Here is a 19,123-nt window from a genome sequence, read left to right on the forward strand (position 1 = left end):
TGTGACACTATGATGGTTAACAATCGTGAAAGCTGTTCTTTTTCAAAAGCCGCAGTGCTTTGTGCTGGCTTGTTAATGCAAGTGATATTCGTGGGACCGGTTGCTGCGCAGCAATCCATCATCGACGAACGGCAGGCCGGTTTTAAAGACATGGGTGCCGCCATGAAAACCCTGCGCGATGAATTAAAAGGCGATGAGCCCAGTACAGAAACGATGACCGCTGCCGCAAAACAAATGGCCGCGCTCGCTGCAAAAATTCCTGCGTGGTTTCCGGCGGGCAGTGGCCCTGAATCCGGTCTGGATACCGACGCTCGCGACTACATCTGGACCAATAAAGCAAAGTTTGATCGCATTACTGACGAGGTTATCAGCGCAACCAAAGCCATGATGCCGCTCACAGCTGGTGGGGATTTATCGGCACTGAAAAAACAGCTCCTGGTGGTTCGCGACAGTTGCTCGTCGTGCCACGATAGTTATCGCGTGGATTGAATGTGATGACGACGGACGTTTCTGCCACAGCGACATCACCAGTAAGACAAGCCCTGTGGGATTGGCAAGTGCGCGTGTGCCACTGGCTGATGGTGGTATTGATCGTCGCCTGTTGGTGGACGGCAGAAAATCATGAAATTGTGTACCACAGTTATTGTGCGTATGGGTTACTGGGTGTTGTGCTGTTCCGCATTTACTGGGGATTTTTTGGCAGTAACACTGCCCGTTTTTCCCAGTTCATAAAAAAACCTTCTGCTGTAGCGCAGTATGTAAAAACCCTGCCGCAGCGCCAGGTTGGCGCATCTGGTGGACACAACGCCTTGGGCGGCTACAGCGTGCTGGTACTGCTTGCACTGATGCTGCTGCAAATTGGTTTGGGATTATTTTCTATCGACGTCGATGGTTTTGACGGAGGGCCTTTTGCCGATTACCTTCGCTTTAAAACCAGCCGTGAAATCGCCGAGTGGCATGAGGTAACCTTTAATGTGCTGCTGGGTTTTATCGTGCTGCATATTGTGGCGGTGGTTTATTACCTTGTCTGGCGCCGCCAGAATTTAACTGCCGCGATGATTCACGGAAAAACGTCAACACCAGTTTCCGGGCAACCGATGAAACCGGCGAGCTATGCTCGATTCACGGTGGGTGTATTGATTGCCGGTTTTATTGTTTGGTTGATCGCCTAGAGTTATCTCACCCGCGTCAGACTCTGCACGCTCAAGTCCAATGCCTGACGCATATCCAACCGCGCCGAACGGCCGATGTCCGGATGATTTAACCGATTGTTACGTTCCGACGGCAATATCGGTGATGTGAGGTCATCGGCATCGGGCGGTTCAAAGTCGGGGGCTTTCCCGATGGTCATAGCACTGCGGCGCAGCAACATACGCAATTGTTCCGGTGTTAAATCGGGATTAATAGACAACATTGCGGCGACAGTGCCAGCGACCAGCGGGGTTGCGTAAGAGGTTCCGCAATGCGCGTTGCTTTCTGCATCCGCTGTAAGTGTTGAGCCATGAACGCAGGCAGCAGCGGTGATATCGACACGCATATCGATATTGGATGCATCGCGTTTGGTAACGAAACCCGGATCTTCAACCTTGGCGTTTTTATTGTTGCTGCGCTCATGACCGCCCACAACGATAAGTTGTTCGGTAATAAAGGAAGAGGGGAGTCGATATTCGTCGCGCCCGGAAAAAGACGCACCGTTACCGGCCGAATTAATGACGACAACATCCGGGTGTTTCATTCGCAACCATAAGAAAAATTCTTCCAGTAATTCTTCATAACCACTCATGGCCAGTCCTGAACGAACCAGCGAATCTACATCCTCGCCATCAATATTTTTTGTGCCGACCCGATGAATGCCCCAGCTCCAGTTCAGCACGCGCACACCGTCTTCCACCAGGTTTACCGAGGCAGCGATATTGGCGGTAATGCCGGCATCGGAATTGCGCTCCACAATAATGTCAAAGCCCGGCCCGGCATCATCAAGCCCACGCAAAAAGCCGCTGTTACCACCGTTGTTCCAGGTGGCGGCGAGAATCCCGGCCACGGTTGAGCCGTGGGAGTCCGGTTTATCTGCATCGCGCCCGTAGAGGCAGGTGCGCGAATTATTGCGGCGGCAATTACCGAGATAGTCAGAAAAATCCGGTGAATCAAAATCGACATTCCGCTCAATAATGCCGACGCGTATTGGGTGTGTCTTGAGCGGTTTATCGGCGTGGGCATGTTGTCGTTTATAAAAATCCACGGCGTCGAGAAAACGGTTGGAAGCCCACTCGGCATTGTTCAGGTCAATGGGGTTTGAGTCAGTCTCGCCCTCGGTGGGAGAAGATGCTTCCGCCGATTTTTCCGGATTAGTTTCTTCAATAACCACCGCGTCGACACTCACTTCACTGCCCAGCCGTAATACCAGCGCGTCGCGCTCGATCAGATTTTTTGCCGGCAAGCGGAGTTGATAAGTATTCAGTGGAGGAATCATGCCGACGATGGTGGCTTTGTATTTTTGCGCGAGTTTTCGGGTTTCTGTTAAGCCATCGTAACGCTCTTCAACGATCACACTGACGAGGTTAATGTAGGTGTTTAGCCCATCCATGTTTTTCGTCACTTCATCGGCGGTTGCAGCCACGACATGGCTGCGGTTAAGGCTCAGCCAGACGGCATTACTGGCGAGCTTATTGTGTTCGATCCACAAGGGGCCGCTGTTGTAACGGCGAGGTGAAACCCGGATGTGCAACACATTCGCTTCGCGTTTAACCTGTGCAGCGGGTAGGGATTTTCCGTCAAGCTTGATTGTCAGTTTTCCGGCGGGCGCATCCCCGGCTATGCGCAGGCAAAATTCCTGCGTCCGCTCGTTGAAGAGATCCCCGCAGCGCTCCAGGTGCTCAATACGCAGTGACGCCGCCACACTGTGGCCAGCAACCACCAAGAGAAAAAGGCAGACGATTGCATGATGATGGAACGTGTTCCGCATGGATTTTCTCCGTTATAGCAATGCGGATTATTGAAGCACGTCCGGGCCGTCCTGTTTGTGGGCTAGTGCACTCTGTGCGCAGGCGTCCTGCAGTTGCGGGTATAACCGAAACACGCCATTTATAGGTTCAATGTGGGCTTTGGCCAAGGCCTTGAGCGGCTGAAATTGAACATCCGTCAAAATAAGCTGTGCATTTTCTTTCTGGCAGTGAGTGATTAACTTGGTCAATGCGGCCACACCGCCTGCATCCAGCAGGTTGACGTTATCCAGATACACAATCACGCCGTTGCCCGCTTCGCAATAGCGGGTGAGTTCACCAAAAATTTTATCGGCAGCGGCAAAGAATAACGGGCCGGTAATTTTAAATACCCGCCAGTTTGTCGGCAGCGCATCCGGCACATATTGTTTGTTATCGGTAATTTCCACTACGCGCGTTAGCGCCGCAATATCTTTCATAAACAGCACGGCGGCGAGCAAAATACCGGCGGTAATGGCGATGACCATATCGAACAGTATCGTTAGCGAAAAGCAGGTAAAAAATATCCAGTGGTCACTGGTTTGCGAGCTGCGAATCATGTGCACACTTTTAGGCGCTTCACTCATATTCCAGGCGACCACCAACAGCAGCGCCGCCATACCGGACATGGGTAAATAACCTAACAAGGGCGCGAGTATCACCAGCCCCAGAAGCACTACCGCAGCATGGATCATGGCCGCGACAGGCGAATGCGCACCCGCTTTAAAATTTGCCGCCGAACGTGCGATGGCAGCGGTTGCTGTTATGCCGCCGAAAAATGGCGTAATGATATTGCCGATGCCCTGGCCGAGTAATTCGCTGTTGGCGCTGTGGCGTTTGCCGGACATACCGTCGAGCACCACAGCACAGAGCAGGGATTCAATTGCACCGAGCATGGCGATGGCAAACGCCGCCGGCAAAAGGTCGCGTACCATTTGCCAGGTAACGCCCAAGGGTTGGCCGTCTGCATCGGGTTGCAACCAGGGCAATGTCAGTTGCGGCAGGATGGCGGGAATGCCTTGCATGACAGTGCCGTCGGCGGCGGTGTAGGAAAAACGCGAATCAATGGTATCCACCGGCATACCAAAATGATCGAGCAGCCACGCGAACAGGCCGGCAAATATCACGGCGGGTAGGTGCGCCGGAATAGCCAGTTTCAGCATGGGCCACAACAACATGATGCCGAGGGTTGCGCTCGCTACCCACACACTGGGCCAATGGATATTGTGCAATTGCGTCGCCAACACGCTGAGCTTATCGATAAAGTGCTCCGGCATGGCGGCGATGGGAAGTCCCAAAAAATCCTTGATTTGCAGCACCGCGATGACCACCGCAATGCCGCCGGTAAAGCCGAGGGTGACCGGTTCAGGAATATATTCAATCAAGCGCCCCAGGCGCAGCAGCGCCATGGCGATCAACATCGTCCCGGCCATCACACTGGCCAACAGCAAACCGCCCAGGCCATATTGTTGCGTGATGGGATAAAGAATCACGACGAAGGCAGCGGTAGGACCGGAAATACTGAACCGCGATCCGCCCGTCAAAGCAATCACAAAACCGGCGATAGCTGCGGTATACAACCCATACTGCGGCGCAACACCGCTGGCGATCGCCAGCGCCATGGCTAGCGGTATGGCGATAATGCCGACGGTTAACCCCGCCAGCAAATCTTTGCGGAAATGAACACGTGTGTAAGGTTCCTGCAGGCAACTTTCCCTGAAGGCATGCGCAATGCGTAAGGAAAACAAATGTGCCCGATGCGGCATAGCGATTCTCTGGCGGGTGATGAGAGCAGGAGTCCTCATTATAGCCAGCAAAGGTTATTCAGGTGGGGGACGGTATGCAGGTATGACATACCCGCATACCGCCTTTATAATCAATCCTGCCTTCAACGTCGCCGAGTGATTCTGCAAATTGATCACCGTCTTCGGCGTTTACCAGCAGGTCTGGTAGGTCGGATTAGCCAAAGGCGTAATCCGACAAATGTTTACCGGGTGGGTGGAGTCAGGGCTGGATGTTTTACCTGTTTAAGTGCAGTGGATGCCGCTTCCATTCCTGCAACAATATTGCAGGCGGCGTGATAACTCAATGCGTCTGAAATGGCTGCATTTATTGGATAATCCAGCAGCGATTTATTTTTTTGTTGTATAAGATTCGACATGATGCTATCGCGCTTTTTGGATATCCCATCGGCGATTACCGATAGTGAGAGATCATTATAATAAGCTTCGTTATATGTACTGAGTATGCCTGTAGACGCTGTACTGCCTGCAGCTAAAGCTTGGGCGGTCGTAGTATGTGTAACCACAGCCGCTGCACCTGAGAGTAATAACGAGAGGCTATTCCAAGAGGTTTTGGTTTGCGCTTTGGAGGATGTAAGCATTCTGATATAGGCGCCGCAACGCTGATTTGATGCGGCAATAATTCTTTCTTGCAACTCGTTTCGACGATACTTATAGGCATCAGCGTTCAGATTGTTGGCGTTTGTTGCTAAATTATCCAGCTGGTACTCCTTCACCAGGTCGTCAATATTAATTTTTTCAAAAGCTTTCGCTGAAGGATTAGTTATTAATGATCCTGAGCCGGAGAGAAGATTCTCATCCTCCGGGCTGGTGACATTCCTGATTTTGGCGCAGCCGACAGAGAGGAAGGTTATCAAACATATAATAATTACGTTTTTCACTGGGAATCCTTTTATTGAGTTAAACCCTATGGTTCTGTTTCGATTTTTAGTCGGACTTGTCTTATGGAAGTCCGGCGATAAGTTAAGACCATAGCTGATTTCCCCGCCAGCTCATCGCGTCACTTTTGCATAACACTTTTTCATCGAACTCCTTATTTTTATTCCAAAGGGCGGACTTTTCAGCCTAGTGGTCTGGAATCTCTCGCGAGCGCACCAGAATAAAGCAGATTCTCCAGCACAATATTGTCGCGCCTTCCGTCTGTTTTAGGTGGAAATTAACACAGTGAGGAATAGTATAAACGGGGAGGAGAAAGTGAATTTATCTCCCGGTTAACAGCATTGGTTAAAAAATAAGGAGTGTGTATGAATAAGCCAGTCATAGATAAAGATCAGGAAGGACCATCCCTGGATGATGTTATCGGGGCCATGGAGCGGTTGATGCGTTTGTTTCAGATGGAACGGATTTTGTATTTGATCTTCGGTATTGCTTCCCTCGTGCTTTTTGTGTTCGCCGCCTACCGCGTTTTTTCCTCGGGTACTATCAGTTCTACCGATATGAATATTGTATTGGGTGCTACCGGTATATCCGCAGCCTGTTCCAGTCGCGTTGTGTATTTTTTAAATAAAGCGTTCGGCATTGTGGAATCTATTGTCATGCAGAAAGTGTCGCAAGGAGATGACGATGGAGAATAATAACGAGCTCTTGCAACGCATTCACAAACTGGAACGTTCATCGCACATGGCGATTCCGTTTGGCATCATCGGCATGATCGGTATTCTTGCCGCCTTGTATTTTTCGACGCGCGCTTTGCAGGAGGCGCGTGAAGAATTGGCCATTGCTGAACAAGCCTTGTCACAAACCCAGGAAGAAATTGATCGCGCGCAAGCCAGGCTGGATGCACTGAACAAAACGCTGGCTGAGATTTCTGAAAAAGGTGCGCCCCTGGGTAATGCGGAAATCGGTTCGGCCTTAACGCAACTGGCCACCATTGACTCTTCCCTGGCTGTTGCCACGGCCAAGGTTTCTCAATCTCAGTACAAGTCTCAATACAAATCTATGGATAGTCGGTACGGCGCAATGAGCATTGACATTTTTTATTGTGTCGATGCCGGTCCGAATAACCAGCGCTTGGCTAACGAAATTATGTTATTACGCGAAGGTAACTCGGCGGGTCGGTGGCGTGTGCGAGAGTTATCGGAGGCCGCCAATGCCACGAAAGGTTATCGGCTTACGACCGATACCATTCGGTTCAATGCTGATGAACGAACGATCGCACAAGCCTTACAAGAAGACGCGCAAAAAATCACGGGTGGAGACATTCGGCTGCAACAAATCAAATACCCGACGCCGGGTTATATCAGTTTTTTTTTATGCGGTCCTAAATAATGTTTTAGGCGAAGCAAGCGATTGGTGCGCCAAGCCCCAATTTGGCGCACATGTCTGATATTTCACAAAAAAGACAAGCTCTGTTAGGAAAGTAACAGAGCACCTGCCGGTTTAAGATTACCGTCATATTCAGGTACCACTATAGCGGTAGCACGCAAAGAAATACTCACGGCTTCGATGCTTTGTCGGGGTCACTTTGAAAGTTTTACACGAAAGTTTTACACACTAACAGTTGACTGCAGGAGTCCGCGATGACAACAGATCAAATTAATGAAGTATTGGATTGGTTGCGCGATGCATTTGCGATGGAGTTGCAATCTGGCCGGGTTTTTACCAACCTTGTTAATCGGATGGAGCAATACCCGCGCTTGAAAAATAAATTCAAAGAACACCTTGAACAAACGTACCGGCAACAGGAGATGCTCAAAGGTTGCATTGAGCGCCTGGGTAGCAGCCCATCAATTATGAAGGATCTGGCCGGCAAGGTGATTGCTTTCGGTCAGTCGGTGGCAGGCATGAGTGTCAGTGACGAGGTGGTGAAAGCCACGATGAGCAGTTACGTCTTTAAGCAGTTGGAGATTTCTTCCTACACCATTCTGATTGCTGCCTCCGAGATGCGTGGCGATCATGAGACTAAAGCGGTGTGTGAAACGATTCTCGCCCAGGAAGTCGCCATGGCTGATTGGCTGCGCGAAAATTTACCGCTGATTACGCGGGAGTTTTTAAACCCGGCGGAGGAACTGGAGCTGGCAGCAGAGGCATAAGTTGTAGCAGCAAACGCCACAAAAAAGGGCGACAGGATGATGACCTGTCGCCCTTTTTTGTGGCATTGAAATTAATGCCTTTTGCCCAACATTTTTTCGCGGGATTGCTGTGCGCGGGCCGCACCAATGGCAGTTTCGACATCTTTCACCTCTTCCGGCGGTGGCAGAACGGCCGGGAAGCCGAGGCTTTCAATCCACAGCTCCCTTGCCCAGCCCTTGGTGTGGTAGAGGTGATGCTCTTCATCCTCATTAACCGCTTCGTATGCTTTGTTCAGAACCTTGGCTTCCTGTGCCGGTAATTTGTCGGCGAGCAGACCAATCAGCTCCCAATTGGAATGGTCTTTGGTTTCGGCCAGTACCACACATTCTGCCGCAACCAGTTGCGCAGCTTCCGGATCACCGGCGTCCTTCGCCATTTTTATAGCGGCCACCAGGGACTCACCCAAATGTGCCACCACTTCCCGGCCCGGCGTGCGCGCTTTCGGGTCCAGTCCTAACTCATTAAATACATTCAATAAAACCTCGTGGTGGGTTTGGGTTTCCTCCAGATAACCTTCCCATTCCTTGCGCAAATCTTTATTGGTCGCGCAGGAAATGGCAGATTTATAGATGAGAATTCCACCCATCTCGGTTTCTAATGCCTGGTATAGCAACTCATGAACTTGCGATTTGTTTCCCGATTTACTGGCCATGATTCTCTCCGTTAACGGTTGAAAAAATTATAGGTCTCACTGATAAGAAGTCAGCTAGTTGATGTGACCTTGGCTTCGGTAACAAATTCTTTGATGACGCTCAAAAGTAATGGCTTAAGGAAGTAAATTACAGAGAGGGTGTAATGTCGCGAAAATACCGCTACAGTATATGTAAACTAAAATCCATTGGAGGAAAACCTCATGCCCGTTTGGCTTCCTTTATTGAAAGCATCACTGCCTTATGTCACACAAATTGTGGCCACCGCTATACCGGCTTTTACCGCCAAGCCGGCGGAAGAAAAGACGGATGATATTACGGCGCAACAAATTGCTGAATTGCAATCAGCGGCTACGCAGAATGCCGAATCGATTCATGTGTTAGCGGAGAAACTCCGACAGACTATCGAGGGAATCGACGCTGCCGGAAACGAGTTGCAGAAAAAAATTATCTTCTTCCGCCGCTTGGCTTACAGTGCAGTAGCCGTTGCGACAGTGTCCCTTGTTATCGCGATCGCTTCGCTCCTGACTTGAGTTCGGCGAGCTTTACCAGATCCTCGGGTGAAAACGATAAACCGTCAGGCAGTTTGCGTGAGCTTGCGGTTTTTTTGTTGGCGGGGATATCGGTTTTACGTTTGTTTTGCAGTTGATTTTCCAGCGATTGCCGATAGTTCACACAGCCGCGAATAAAGTCGGGCCAGTCCGGCAAGGGTGGTAAAGGGTCTGATCGTTCAGGCAGCGCTTCCCACAGCGATGGATGATGCCAGCACAAATCCTGTCCACCATGATCGCGGTGTTCGCGAATCACACTACGCAATTTTCTTACTTCGTTAATCAATTCTTCATGGGACAAATGTTCGAGATCGTCATCCATAGCAGGCTCCGTTTGTTCATTGTTTTTAGCGACTGGTTTGTTTTTTCCTTCCTCATGCAGATCCAGGTGCCGGTTGAAGAGTGGCTTGTAAGTTTTACATGCAGCCATCAACCCTGGCTAAAAGGCTATCACTGAAACCTCCCTTTCTGACATCTCCTTAATCGTTTTTTACGCACCATAATTCGCAAGTTGCGCTTTTGGCACGAGTTATTGTTTTACATTAGTCGGCATGGTTTTAGCTTCACCTTAATTTTTTGATTAGGAGAATAACGAATGAGTTTCCAAAAATATTCAACCTGTATCGATGCGTGTTATGACTGCGCTGTTGCCTGTGATGATTGCTCAACGGCCTGTTTATCAGAGCCGAATGTGGCGAAGATGGCAGATTGTATTCGCGCTGACATGGACTGTGCCGCTATGTGTCGCCTCGCGGCAGCAGCTATGGCGCGCGGCAGCTACTCAGCCAAGGATATCTGCCGCCTTTGTGCAGAAATTTGTCAAAAGTGTGGCGATATCTGTAGCAAGCATGATCCGGCTCATTGTAAGGAATGCGCCAAGGCGTGCCACAAATGCGCCAGTGAGTGTCGGAAGATGGCTGCATAAAATAGTGCTGGCACATAGGGGCTGACATGCAGCGTGCCGAAATTCAGGATGCCAATTTCGGCGGATAACGAACGGCCTGTTTGGCTCCGTGCATCTGATTGGATCTTGCCAGCGCCAGTAAGCGCACAACGGCTTCATCGCTGACCTGATCAAAATTTTCGTACCACTGCCCGACAAAATAAAATGGATCGGGTGTCAGCAAGCATGCGGTTTCATCGGTCCATTTGGCCAACTCATTCAGCGTGCGGGTAGAGGCTACCGGAACCGCCATGACAACCTCGTCTGCCCCCGCCAGTTGCACCGCCTCAATAGCTGCACGCATGCTGGCGCCCGTGGCCAGGCCATCATCCACCAGAATAACGCAGTGATCGCGCAGGGAAGGCCAGGGGCGGTCTTCACGATAAATCTGTTCACGTCGTTTTAATTCTTTTGCTTCAATTTCAGCAACGTATTCGATGATGTCATCGGTAATCCGATAAGAGCGAATAATTTCTTCATTCAGGATGCGCACACCACCGTGGGCAATAGCGCCCATAGCGAACTCTTTGTGTCGTGGTAATCCGAGTTTGCGTACCACCAGAACATCCAACGGTACGTGCAAACTCAGCGCAATTTCATAGGCAACCGGCACGCCGCCGCGCGGAAGTCCCAGGACAATGACATTTTCATTGTTGCGATATCGGGTCAAGCGCGTGGCAAGTGCCTGGCCGGCAGTGCTTCGGTTGGCAAGTGATTTCATGACTCATCCTCCGCAGACAGTTGGACGTTTAGAGTCGGCAAGGCGCGCGGAATTCCGGTGGATGATATAGAGCTTTTATGAGCTAGCAGAAAAATTTATAGCACGGTATTGAATAACTGGATGTGCATTGCCAGATAATAAAAAACGCAGATGGCTGATTAAGCCATCTGCGTTTTATGTAGACGCTTTATTAACGTATCGTTAATTAGAAGCGGAAGCTCGCACCAATGGTAATGGTGTCTGCAATATCAAATTTGGTATAGGCTAATTCAGCACTGATTTCCGGTGTGAAGAATTTACGCGTGCGCAACAGGAAGCCATCGTCGTAATCATAATCCACGTAGCCAGCGCCAACGCTGAAGGTTCTGTCAAAGTAGAAATCAGCTGCTACATCAAATACATCGTTTTCATCGTAGTCGGCGTAACCACCTTCTACATTAACGAAGTTGCCGCCACCCAGGGGCACGACATATTTTGCATGGATGTTGGCATCGTAGCCGGGCTCATCGTAATACTCGGTCCACACCAGTAAACCGGTGATGGGCGTTAAACCCAGGCGTACGCCCCAGTCATTCTCAGTTGACGAACCGTCATAATCTTCGCGTTTGATTTCAGCGGCGCCGTAAAAAATGGTGTCAGGAATATAAAACTCAACGCCTGCTGTTACTACGTCCAGGTCATTATTACCAATCACGTAAGCATTGCTTGATCTGTTAATGAAAGCAGCTTCAGCTAACGGATTGTTACCTGGGCGGACTTCCTGAAAATGGTACTCTCCGTAGACACCAAAAAAGTCGTCGTTCCCGCCAGCATCGTAGTCGACGTCGGTGTAGTTCACACCCACTTCGAAGTTATAGTTCTGGGCCAGTGCAACACTGGATGCACAGGTCAGCGCCATGGTTGCTACTAAAGTTTTGAGTTTCATGAAATTCTCCGTTGTGTAATCACATCAACCTGCACCTTATTTCTGCAGGTGCGCCATTTTAGTCCGTAATGCGATCAAGTGTCATCTTGTAATACGCAAAATGAGAGGCATATCGCGCAGACGAAGCGACTTTACAAAAAGTTGTTTGGAGAATCGGTGGGTTAACACACAGAGCTTTATGATCTGCTGAATACAGCCTGAATAAGTGCAGATTTTTTATTCAGCTTCTGTTCAGTTTCGCGGGAAAAAGTTGCACATTATGAGCATTCACAGCTAAACATTTTTTCATCATCAAGGCGCATAGCCGTTAAGGAGCCACCCCAGACGCAGGCAGTGTCCAGTGCGTAAACATTGGTGGTTTCTGCCTGGCCATTCAGTGCAGCCCAATGACCAAAAATAATTTTATTATTTTTTGTTTTTCGATTGTCATGTGCAAACCAGGGAAGAAATCCAGGTGGAGCTTCAGCAGCCTCGGTTTTGGTTTCCAGCTCCAATTCACCCTCGGCGGTGCAGAAGCGCATGCGTGTAAAATAATTGGTGATCACTCGCCAACGCGCTTCACCGGTCAGTGCATCGTTCCAGATGTTCGGTACATTGCCGTACATCGTGGCGAGATAGGATGCAAGGTGTTCACTCTGTAACACCTGTTCGACTTCCCTCGCAAGATTGATAGCCTGTTGCAGATCCCATTGGGGCGGGATGCCGGCATGAACCATGGTGTAACCCAGTTGCGGGTCGTGATGCAACAGCTTGCCAGTGAGTAACCAATGCATAAAATCTTCACAATCCCTGGCTTGCATTAGTTCAGCTAAGGTATCCGACTTGCCCGCTTTTCGATGACCCAGTGCGACCGCCAAAAAATGGAGATCGTGATTGCCCAGCACCATGGAAATGTTATCGTGCATCGCATACAAAAGACGCATAACGCCGAGCGAATCGGGTCCGCGATTAATTAAATCGCCCGCTATCCATAAACGATCCTTGTCGGAATTGAACTGGATTTTTTTCAGTAAGCATTGCAGTGGTTCCAAACAACCTTGTATATCGCCGATGGCATAGATGCTCATAAAAAACGCCTGAAAAAATCGTTGCGAAATTAATGCATCGCGTGAGGTGGCACTAATGCGAAAATCGGAATGGGTGTGTCAAAGGTAGTGCCATCATCGCGGCGCATCTGGTAGCTACCTTCCATCATGCCGGTTTCTGTTTCCAGAATAACACCGCTGGTGTAGGTATAACTTGCCCCGGGCGCCAATAAGGGCTGCTCGCCAACGACACCAAGCCCTTTGACTTCCTGAAGATTTTCCCTGGCATCCTTGATCCGCCAGTGGCGGCTGATCAATTGGGCGTTGCTGTCGCTGTGGTTGGTAATGGTGATCGTATAGGAATATACGAACCGCTGAATGTCCGGACGGGACTGTGCAGCGATGTAACTGGTTTGTACGGTGATGTGAATTGGTGTATTCATGACGTTGCCAAGGGTTTGTCGATGTCGGAAAGGCCGCGCGCATCCAGCGTGTTGCTTAACTCAACAAACGTCGCCAGTGACAGGTTTTCCGCCCGTGCATTTGTGTCGATAGATAATTCGTCCAGAATGTTGGACGGCACCCATTGTTTGAGTGCGTTACGCAAGGTCTTGCGCCGTTGCTGGAAGGCGACATTGACCAAGCGTTCCAGGGTTTTAATATTATGCGCAACATACGGCAAAACCTGATGCGGTACCAGCCGAACAATGGCTGAGTCCACCTTCGGTGCCGGATCAAAGGCCGTGGGCGGCACTTCAAATAAATCTTCTACGGCACAATAGTACTGCACCATGATGCCCAGACGCCCGTAAGCACTGTCGCCGGGCTGAGCAGCCATACGCTTCACCACTTCTTTTTGCAGCATAAAATGCATGTCAGCCACTTGTGTGCTGTAACTCAGCAAGTGAAAAATCAAGGGTGTGGAAATATTGTAGGGCAGGTTGCCGACAATACGCAGTGGTTGGTTATCTTGCACCAGCTGCGCAAAATCAAATTGCAGGGCATCGGTTTGAAATAATTGAAAATCGGGATGTTTTTCAAATTTCACTTTCAACCAGGGCACCAGGTCGCGATCCAGTTCAATCACGCGCAGGTGTTGGCAGGCGTCGGCCAGTAATTCAGTGATCGCCCCTTTGCCGGGACCAATCTCCACAATGCAATCATCTGAACGCGGATGAACGGCGCGGACAATTTCGCGAATCACACCGTGATCGATCAAAAAGTTCTGCCCGAAACGTTTGCGTGCGCGATGGGGCGCTTCGTTGTTGTGAAACTTTGCCATAAAAAGTATTAACTCTGCGCAAGTGCACACATGCCGGTATGATCACCGTGCCGCGCGTGCCTGGACCATATCAATAGCGTAAGCGAGTGCGGTATGCAGGCTGCCGGAATCCGCTTTGCCTGTGGCGGCGAGATCCAGCGCTGTACCATGATCCACGGAAGTGCGGATGATGGGCAGCCCCAGCGTGATATTTACCGCCTGACCAAACCCTTTGTATTTTAGAACCGGTAACCCCTGGTCATGGTACATCGCCAGAACCGCGTCGGCATTATCCAGGTATTTCGGTGTAAATAATGTATCGGCGGGCAGCGGGCCGATCAAGGTAATGCCTTCACCGCGCAAGGTGTTGAGTGTGGGCTCAATAATCTCGATTTCCTCGCGCCCCAGATGACCGCCTTCCCCCGCATGCGGGTTCAGCCCGCACACATAAATGCGTGGCTCAGCGATACCGAATTGTTGTTGCAAATCGCGGTGCAAAATCCGAATCACCTGGGTGAGTTCATCGGGGTTAATCGCGGCGGCTACATCTTTTAACGGCAGGTGCGTTGTCGCTAAGGCCACGCGCAAGCCACGGGTGGCCAGCATCATCACAACCTTGGGCGTATGGGTTTTTTCCGCGAGATATTCCGTGTGTCCGCTGAACGGAATGCCTGCATCATTGATCACACTTTTATGTACGGGGCCGGTGACCAGCGCAGCAAAGGTGCCGGCCACGCAACCCTCGATGGCGGCATCCAGCGTGTTGAGAATGTAATTTGCGTTGCGACTGTCAAGTTTTCCCGGGATGGCGTTTTCAGCAAGCGCCACCGGTAACACTGCCAACTCGCCCGCGCGTGAGGCAATGGGTTTTTCCGCCGGATTAATTTCACGCAAGCGCAAGGGTAAGCCCATCGCCTGCGCGCGCTCCTGCAACAGCTGTGGATCAGCGATGGCGACAATTTCATGTACCTGGGCATCCTGCGCGAGCATGATGGCCAGATCCGGCCCAATGCCGGCGGGTTCGCCAGGGGTGAGTGCTATGCGTAAACAGGGAGGGTTCATAGAGTCAGCCGGAAGGAAAAGCTCTGCGCAGCCGCGCCACGCAGAGCGGAAAAATTAAATCTTGATTTCGACGTAAGCCTCTTCGCGAATCTGGGTCAGCCAGGATTGAAACTCTTCATCAAAACGGCGTGAGCGAATCAGGTTGGATGCCTGGTTGCGTTTCATTTGTTCGCTCATATCTTCCTGGCGTCGTTCCTGTACTTGCAGAATATGCCAGCCGTATTGGCTCTTGAATGGCTCGCTGATTTCACCGACGGCGGTTTCTTTCATTGTTTCTTCAAACGCCGGAACAAACATACCGGGCATCGACCAGCCGAGGTCGCCGCCGCTCAACATTGAGCCGGTATCTTCAGAATTTTCCCGCGCCAGTTTGGCGAAGTCTTCGCCGTTTTCGATACGCTTTTTCAAGGCGGCTAATTTTGCGCGAGCCTGGCTGTCATCCATAATCTCTGAGGTTTTTACCAGAATATGGCGCGCCTTGGTCTGCTCAACCAGTTGCGCACCGCCGCCGCGTTGTTCGATATTTTTCAGGATGTGAAAGCCCGCACCACTGCGGAAAGGTTCGGTCACTTCACCTGTGCCCAGGGTTTCCAGTTTTTTAGCAAATAACTCTGGCAACTGCGCCAGTTTACGCCAGCCGATGTCACCACCTTGCAGAGCACTTTGGTCATTGGAATGGCTGATGGCGAGCTGTTCAAAGTCACCACCTTTTTTCAATTTGTTATAAATGTCCTGCGCTTCTTTTTCTGCCGCGCTGACCATCGCCGGATCAGCAGAGCCGGATACCGCAATCAAAATGTGGCCGAGGTGAAAATCCGGTGACGTAGCAAATTTGCCATCAGTGGATTCCAGGAAGTTATCAATTTCCTGTTCAGTCACACGGATGCGGCTGTTAACCACACCTTGTTGCAACTGATTGATGGTCAGTTCGGTTTTGATTTGCTGACGCAACTCATCCAGAGACAAATTTTGCCGTTGCAAATCCGCCGCTAATTGTTCCATGGTCATCTGGTTGCGTTGGGCAATGCGCGCAATCGCCTGGTCAACTTCTTCGGCGCTGGGGTCAATGTCGTAACGTTGCGCGAGTTGGAGTTGGACGCGCTCAAGAATCAGCTGCTCAAGAATTTGTTTCTCCAGCACTTCTTTGGGCGGCAGCTGGTTGTACTGGGCTTGCAATCGTTCCAGTACGGAAGCGGTGCGGGTCTTGAGTTCGCTCTCCAGCACCAAGTCTTCATCCACGATAGCGACCACGCGGTCCAGCATGACGGTTTGTGCTGCACTGAAACCGGCGTTAAGCAAAAGCAGGCCGCCGATGAAGCTGGTGGAGATAAAACGTTTAAGCAAATTCTTCTTCATAAAATAATCACTGTTTTAACGATGAGTAACAGAAGCAGTTTGGGGTAACGGGAATGTGTTAGCGCATGGATTCTTCCCGTGCGTTGTAACCGATGATGGCTTTGTCGAGCAACTTACCGATCCGCTCGCTGATGCTGCCGAGCCCTTTAAGTTGGATATCGACAAAGAATCCCTGATCGTAGTCATCCTGGGTGGCGGTCTTTAAAAAATTAGCGTTGTAATCAAAGTTCAACCAGCGGCGGCCCAACAAGCGGATACGGTAACAACAATCGTTGTATTCGAGTCCGGCAAAGGTGTCGAGTTCCAGATTGTAAGTGAAGTCGTAGTTGCTGCGCGCAATCAGGCTCCACTGGTCGTTCACCGGCCAGATCATCGATGCGTCCAGCTGGTCCAGGGTCGATTCCAGAATCGGCACCGGGTTGGAGGGATTGATCATCTGCGGATTGCGCGTGTAACGATAGGACAGGTTAAAGATGCGGTAAGCATCGTCCATATAATTCAGGCTGGCACTGGCGCTGGTCAGGTGCGCATTTTTATGGTCGTAAGCCACATCGCTGGTGAAGCGCAGGGAATCGCCGATCTGGCCGCTGATCTGGCCCGCCAATTCCGAATCGCGGCGTGAATATTTATCGTCTTCATCGGCATTATTGGCGACCACCACGCGACGGTCTTTCTGGTAATAGATCTGGCCGATACTCATGCGCAAACGTTCGATGCCGGTGCTGCTGGAAATCAAGGCGCTCGACAGACCCACCGCGACCTGATTGGCATCATCAATACGATCGCCGCCGGAGAAACGCGACTCGCGAAAGAGCTGACTGTAAGTAAAGGTCAATTCCGACGTATCGAAATTGATGTAGCGATTATTGGCGGTGAGGTTATAGAGCTCGCTGTGGTCTTCGTAATCGCTATAAAAATAAAAGACGCGCGGTTCAAGAGTCTGGATAAAACTGTTGCTGAACAGGTTGGTTTCGCGCTCGAAGAATAATCCCATATCCAGACTGCCTTGTGGCACAGCCAGCGACGGCGAATCATTGGCCGTTTCATTCAGTGCGCCGCTGTCGAGCTGGTAATTCAGCGTTTTCACCGCCGCACCGGGCTTGAAAAACCCCCAGGCAAATTCCTTGTCCCAGGTCAGGCCGTAGTCGGTGCGCAGGCGCTCGCCCAGCAAGGTATTGGTGGTGTCGAGTTCGTAAAAACTGTTGAGGTCAAAATTGACGTACTCGTTATTTAATTCAAGCAGCCAATCACCCAAACGGTAACTGCCGTCGGCATTGATGCGTGGCAGTTCGCGGTAAGGAATCTGGCTTTCTTCCACCAACACACGGAATTCCTGGGCCTTGGCGCTCACCAGCCAGTTGTCCGTGCGGTAGCTGGCGGTGGCGACCTTGGCGATATTGGGCTGGCGGTTAGTGTCGACACCGCTGCGGTTGAAGTCGCGCAGATAATCGATATCGCTGATCTCGGTGTAATCAATGGTGGTGTTCCAGCGCTGGCCGCGTCCGCCGGTCTGGTTCAGGCTGTAAAGCCAGCGATCTTTGCCGGTGTAATCTTCGCGCAGACCTTCCTCGATGCGCTCCAGCTCCCGCGCACTGTAATCGCCCTCATCGTCGGCGAGGAAAGCGCCGTTGATGATGGTGTCGAACTGCGCCGACATATGGCGGAATTCGGTATCGACGCCGGTACCGTGTTGATCGATATAGCGGGGCGTAATCAACATGTCGTAGTTGGGCGCCATGTTCCAGTAAAACGGCAGCGAGAAATCTTCAATGACGGTGTCACTGTCGAAGCTCATCGACGGAAACAGGAAGCCGGTGAGGCGATCCTTTCCTACCGGAAAACGCAGGTAGGGCGAGTACATCACCGGGATATCCTTGATATTAATGCGCATGTGCTTGGCGGTGCCGTAGCGCTTTTCCTGATTGATCTTGACTTCCGAACCGGCCACCGACCAGAGGTTGCTGTCCGGTTCACAGCTGGTGAAACGGCTGTCGCTCAGGACAATGATGTTGCTGCCGAATTTTTTCAGGCTTTCCGCCGTGCCGCGAATACGCGACTCGTAGAGCACAAATTCCGCGTTTTCCAGGGTGGCATCGCCGCTGTCGATCTGCATCTGCGCCTGCTCGGCGTGCAGCAGCAAACCGGGTTCGCGAATCTCGATATCGCCAGTGATTTCCGCCTCGCGGGTGGCCTGGTTAAAGACCGCTTTGTCGGCATTCAGGGAACGATAACCCTGGGTTAGCTGTACATCACCGCTCATGATGACGGTGGTCTGGCCCTGGGTTTCGGACGAATCAGCGGTGGCGCGGACCGAGGCATTGGCCGGCTCAAGCTTGGCATCCGGGTCGGTCCGCTCCGGGCTGACATAAGCCCCGCAGCAACCGCTGGGCATGGCGGCTTTCTGCGCCTCGGTTAATTGTTCCATGGGCACCCAATCAAGATTGCGCCCGGATTCCGTTTGCTTTTGCGACGACTCATCGGCCAGTGCGGGCATGGTCAGCAGGCCCAGCGACAGTACCAAAGCACCCGTGGGGCGCAGTTGCTGGCGAAGTTCAGCCAGCGCGACAGCTAGCAGGGAAGGGCGGAACAGGGAGGACGTGCGCGTAGCTACAGCCATCAACAGCATCTCGATATAAAAGTTGGGCGGCGATAAGTGCCTGCTACGGAAGCGCGCAAAAACCTTGCTGTATCGGGAAAAGATATCTTCATTGATGGCTGTTATCGCTTTATCAAATGATCCGGCCCGGCGATCTTTGGCGGTTTCCGTGGATGAAATA

20 protein-coding genes are annotated in these 19,123 nt (G+C 51.1%); 7 read left to right on the forward strand and 13 right to left on the reverse strand.

Annotated elements, in window-relative coordinates; genetic code table 11:
* Positions 1-9: 9 nt before the first annotated feature.
* Entirely contained in the window at positions 10-489 is a 480-nt protein-coding gene (locus tag CBR65_RS19740; RefSeq protein WP_087468447.1) for a cytochrome c, read from the forward strand.
* 5 nt (positions 490-494) lie between these two features.
* Entirely contained in the window at positions 495-1,172 is a 678-nt protein-coding gene (locus CBR65_RS19745; RefSeq protein ID WP_087468448.1) for a cytochrome b/b6 domain-containing protein, read from the forward strand.
* Between the two features lie 2 nt (positions 1,173-1,174).
* Here CBR65_RS19745 and CBR65_RS19750 read toward each other — a convergent pair whose 3' ends face one another.
* The 3 genes from CBR65_RS19750 to CBR65_RS19760 all read right to left on the reverse strand — a co-directional run bounded on the left by CBR65_RS19750 (position 1,175) and on the right by CBR65_RS19760 (position 5,661).
* Positions 1,175-2,962, reverse strand: a complete 1,788-nt coding sequence (locus CBR65_RS19750) for a S8/S53 family peptidase (RefSeq protein WP_087468449.1) — start codon at positions 2,960-2,962, stop codon at positions 1,175-1,177.
* Positions 2,963-2,989: 27 nt separating this feature from the next.
* Positions 2,990-4,744, reverse strand: coding sequence for a C4-dicarboxylic acid transporter DauA (gene dauA / locus CBR65_RS19755; RefSeq protein WP_087468450.1), 1,755 nt, complete (start codon positions 4,742-4,744; stop codon positions 2,990-2,992).
* A 221-nt stretch (positions 4,745-4,965) separates the two neighbouring features.
* Positions 4,966-5,661, reverse strand: a complete 696-nt coding sequence (locus CBR65_RS19760; protein ID WP_087468451.1) for a hypothetical protein — start codon at positions 5,659-5,661, stop codon at positions 4,966-4,968.
* Between the two features lie 363 nt (positions 5,662-6,024).
* Between CBR65_RS19760 and CBR65_RS19765 the strand changes: the two genes are divergently transcribed.
* The 3 genes from CBR65_RS19765 (at position 6,025) to CBR65_RS19775 (ending at position 7,812) form a co-directional block, all read left to right on the forward strand.
* Positions 6,025-6,354, forward strand: a complete 330-nt coding sequence (locus CBR65_RS19765) for a hypothetical protein (protein WP_087468452.1) — start codon at positions 6,025-6,027, stop codon at positions 6,352-6,354.
* The gene (locus CBR65_RS19770) at positions 6,344-7,048 is read left to right on the forward strand and encodes a hypothetical protein (protein ID WP_087468453.1); all 705 of its coding nucleotides are present in this window, start codon (positions 6,344-6,346) and stop codon (positions 7,046-7,048) included. The genes CBR65_RS19765 and CBR65_RS19770 overlap by 11 nt, the downstream gene beginning before the upstream one ends.
* Before the next feature lie 251 nt (positions 7,049-7,299).
* On the forward strand, positions 7,300-7,812 hold the full coding sequence (locus CBR65_RS19775; RefSeq protein WP_087468454.1) for a ferritin-like domain-containing protein: 513 nt from the start codon (positions 7,300-7,302) through the stop codon (positions 7,810-7,812).
* A 71-nt stretch (positions 7,813-7,883) separates the two neighbouring features.
* Here the strand turns inward: CBR65_RS19775 and CBR65_RS19780 are convergent, their stop codons facing one another.
* Positions 7,884-8,504, reverse strand: a complete 621-nt coding sequence (locus CBR65_RS19780; RefSeq protein WP_087468455.1) for a hypothetical protein — start codon at positions 8,502-8,504, stop codon at positions 7,884-7,886.
* A 201-nt stretch (positions 8,505-8,705) separates the two neighbouring features.
* Here CBR65_RS19780 and CBR65_RS19785 point away from each other — a divergent pair, with 201 nt between their 5' ends.
* Positions 8,706-9,035, forward strand: a complete 330-nt coding sequence (locus CBR65_RS19785) for a hypothetical protein (protein WP_087468456.1) — start codon at positions 8,706-8,708, stop codon at positions 9,033-9,035.
* Here the strand turns inward: CBR65_RS19785 and CBR65_RS22355 are convergent.
* A complete protein-coding gene (locus CBR65_RS22355; RefSeq protein ID WP_198300818.1) occupies positions 9,007-9,375 on the reverse strand; it encodes a hypothetical protein in 369 nt (122 codons plus the stop codon). The two genes, CBR65_RS19785 and CBR65_RS22355, sit on opposite strands and share 29 nt — an antisense overlap.
* Positions 9,376-9,816: 441 nt before the next feature.
* Here CBR65_RS22355 and CBR65_RS22560 point away from each other — a divergent pair, with 441 nt between their 5' ends.
* Positions 9,817-9,978 (forward strand): four-helix bundle copper-binding protein, encoded by a 162-nt coding sequence (locus CBR65_RS22560; protein ID WP_232461456.1) that lies wholly within the window; start codon positions 9,817-9,819, stop codon positions 9,976-9,978.
* Positions 9,979-10,021: 43 nt separating this feature from the next.
* On the opposite strand, the gene CBR65_RS19800 is transcribed toward CBR65_RS22560, so the two are convergent.
* From CBR65_RS19800 to CBR65_RS19835, 8 genes are all read right to left on the reverse strand, one after another.
* On the reverse strand, positions 10,022-10,717 hold the full coding sequence (locus tag CBR65_RS19800) for a phosphoribosyltransferase (protein ID WP_087468458.1): 696 nt from the start codon (positions 10,715-10,717) through the stop codon (positions 10,022-10,024).
* Between the two features lie 205 nt (positions 10,718-10,922).
* Entirely contained in the window at positions 10,923-11,642 is a 720-nt protein-coding gene (locus tag CBR65_RS19805; protein WP_087468459.1) for a putative porin, read from the reverse strand.
* Between the two features lie 257 nt (positions 11,643-11,899).
* Positions 11,900-12,709: a symmetrical bis(5'-nucleosyl)-tetraphosphatase gene (locus tag CBR65_RS19810; protein ID WP_087468460.1), complete on the reverse strand. Its 810-nt coding sequence runs from the start codon at positions 12,707-12,709 to the stop codon at positions 11,900-11,902.
* Positions 12,710-12,738: 29 nt separating this feature from the next.
* A complete protein-coding gene (apaG, locus tag CBR65_RS19815; RefSeq protein ID WP_087468461.1) occupies positions 12,739-13,110 on the reverse strand; it encodes a Co2+/Mg2+ efflux protein ApaG in 372 nt (123 codons plus the stop codon).
* Positions 13,107-13,949, reverse strand: a complete 843-nt coding sequence (gene rsmA, locus CBR65_RS19820) for a 16S rRNA (adenine(1518)-N(6)/adenine(1519)-N(6))-dimethyltransferase RsmA (RefSeq protein ID WP_087468462.1) — start codon at positions 13,947-13,949, stop codon at positions 13,107-13,109. The genes apaG and rsmA overlap by 4 nt, the downstream gene beginning before the upstream one ends.
* Before the next feature lie 42 nt (positions 13,950-13,991).
* Positions 13,992-14,990, reverse strand: coding sequence for a 4-hydroxythreonine-4-phosphate dehydrogenase PdxA (gene pdxA, locus CBR65_RS19825; RefSeq protein ID WP_087468463.1), 999 nt, complete (start codon positions 14,988-14,990; stop codon positions 13,992-13,994).
* Positions 14,991-15,044: 54 nt separating this feature from the next.
* The gene (locus tag CBR65_RS19830; protein WP_087468464.1) at positions 15,045-16,346 is read right to left on the reverse strand and encodes a peptidylprolyl isomerase; all 1,302 of its coding nucleotides are present in this window, start codon (positions 16,344-16,346) and stop codon (positions 15,045-15,047) included.
* Positions 16,347-16,404: 58 nt separating this feature from the next.
* On the reverse strand, positions 16,405-18,963 hold the full coding sequence (locus tag CBR65_RS19835) for an LPS-assembly protein LptD (RefSeq protein ID WP_198300819.1): 2,559 nt from the start codon (positions 18,961-18,963) through the stop codon (positions 16,405-16,407).
* Positions 18,964-19,123 lie beyond the last annotated feature (160 nt).

Source organism: Cellvibrio sp. PSBB006 (genome assembly GCF_002162135.1).
GTDB lineage: Bacteria > Pseudomonadota > Gammaproteobacteria > Pseudomonadales > Cellvibrionaceae > Cellvibrio.

Coding starts and splice junctions, on each gene's coding strand:
- CBR65_RS22355 (WP_198300818.1), bottom strand. CDS start 9,375: ATGGATGACGATCTCGAACATTTGTCCCATGAAGAATTGATTAACGAA.
- CBR65_RS19750 (WP_087468449.1), bottom strand. CDS start 2,962: ATGCGGAACACGTTCCATCATCATGCAATCGTCTGCCTTTTTCTCTTG.
- CBR65_RS19785 (WP_087468456.1), top strand. CDS start 8,706: ATGCCCGTTTGGCTTCCTTTATTGAAAGCATCACTGCCTTATGTCACA.
- CBR65_RS19775 (WP_087468454.1), top strand. CDS start 7,300: ATGACAACAGATCAAATTAATGAAGTATTGGATTGGTTGCGCGATGCA.
- CBR65_RS19780 (WP_087468455.1), bottom strand. CDS start 8,504: ATGGCCAGTAAATCGGGAAACAAATCGCAAGTTCATGAGTTGCTATAC.
- pdxA (WP_087468463.1), bottom strand. CDS start 14,990: ATGAACCCTCCCTGTTTACGCATAGCACTCACCCCTGGCGAACCCGCC.
- CBR65_RS22560 (WP_232461456.1), top strand. CDS start 9,817: ATGGCGCGCGGCAGCTACTCAGCCAAGGATATCTGCCGCCTTTGTGCA.
- CBR65_RS19800 (WP_087468458.1), bottom strand. CDS start 10,717: ATGAAATCACTTGCCAACCGAAGCACTGCCGGCCAGGCACTTGCCACG.
- CBR65_RS19830 (WP_087468464.1), bottom strand. CDS start 16,346: ATGAAGAAGAATTTGCTTAAACGTTTTATCTCCACCAGCTTCATCGGC.
- CBR65_RS19810 (WP_087468460.1), bottom strand. CDS start 12,709: ATGAGCATCTATGCCATCGGCGATATACAAGGTTGTTTGGAACCACTG.
- CBR65_RS19805 (WP_087468459.1), bottom strand. CDS start 11,642: ATGAAACTCAAAACTTTAGTAGCAACCATGGCGCTGACCTGTGCATCC.
- CBR65_RS19770 (WP_087468453.1), top strand. CDS start 6,344: ATGGAGAATAATAACGAGCTCTTGCAACGCATTCACAAACTGGAACGT.
- CBR65_RS19835 (WP_198300819.1), bottom strand. CDS start 18,963: ATGGCTGTAGCTACGCGCACGTCCTCCCTGTTCCGCCCTTCCCTGCTA.
- rsmA (WP_087468462.1), bottom strand. CDS start 13,949: ATGGCAAAGTTTCACAACAACGAAGCGCCCCATCGCGCACGCAAACGT.
- apaG (WP_087468461.1), bottom strand. CDS start 13,110: ATGAATACACCAATTCACATCACCGTACAAACCAGTTACATCGCTGCA.
- dauA (WP_087468450.1), bottom strand. CDS start 4,744: ATGCCGCATCGGGCACATTTGTTTTCCTTACGCATTGCGCATGCCTTC.
- CBR65_RS19765 (WP_087468452.1), top strand. CDS start 6,025: ATGAATAAGCCAGTCATAGATAAAGATCAGGAAGGACCATCCCTGGAT.
- CBR65_RS19745 (WP_087468448.1), top strand. CDS start 495: ATGACGACGGACGTTTCTGCCACAGCGACATCACCAGTAAGACAAGCC.
- CBR65_RS19740 (WP_087468447.1), top strand. CDS start 10: ATGATGGTTAACAATCGTGAAAGCTGTTCTTTTTCAAAAGCCGCAGTG.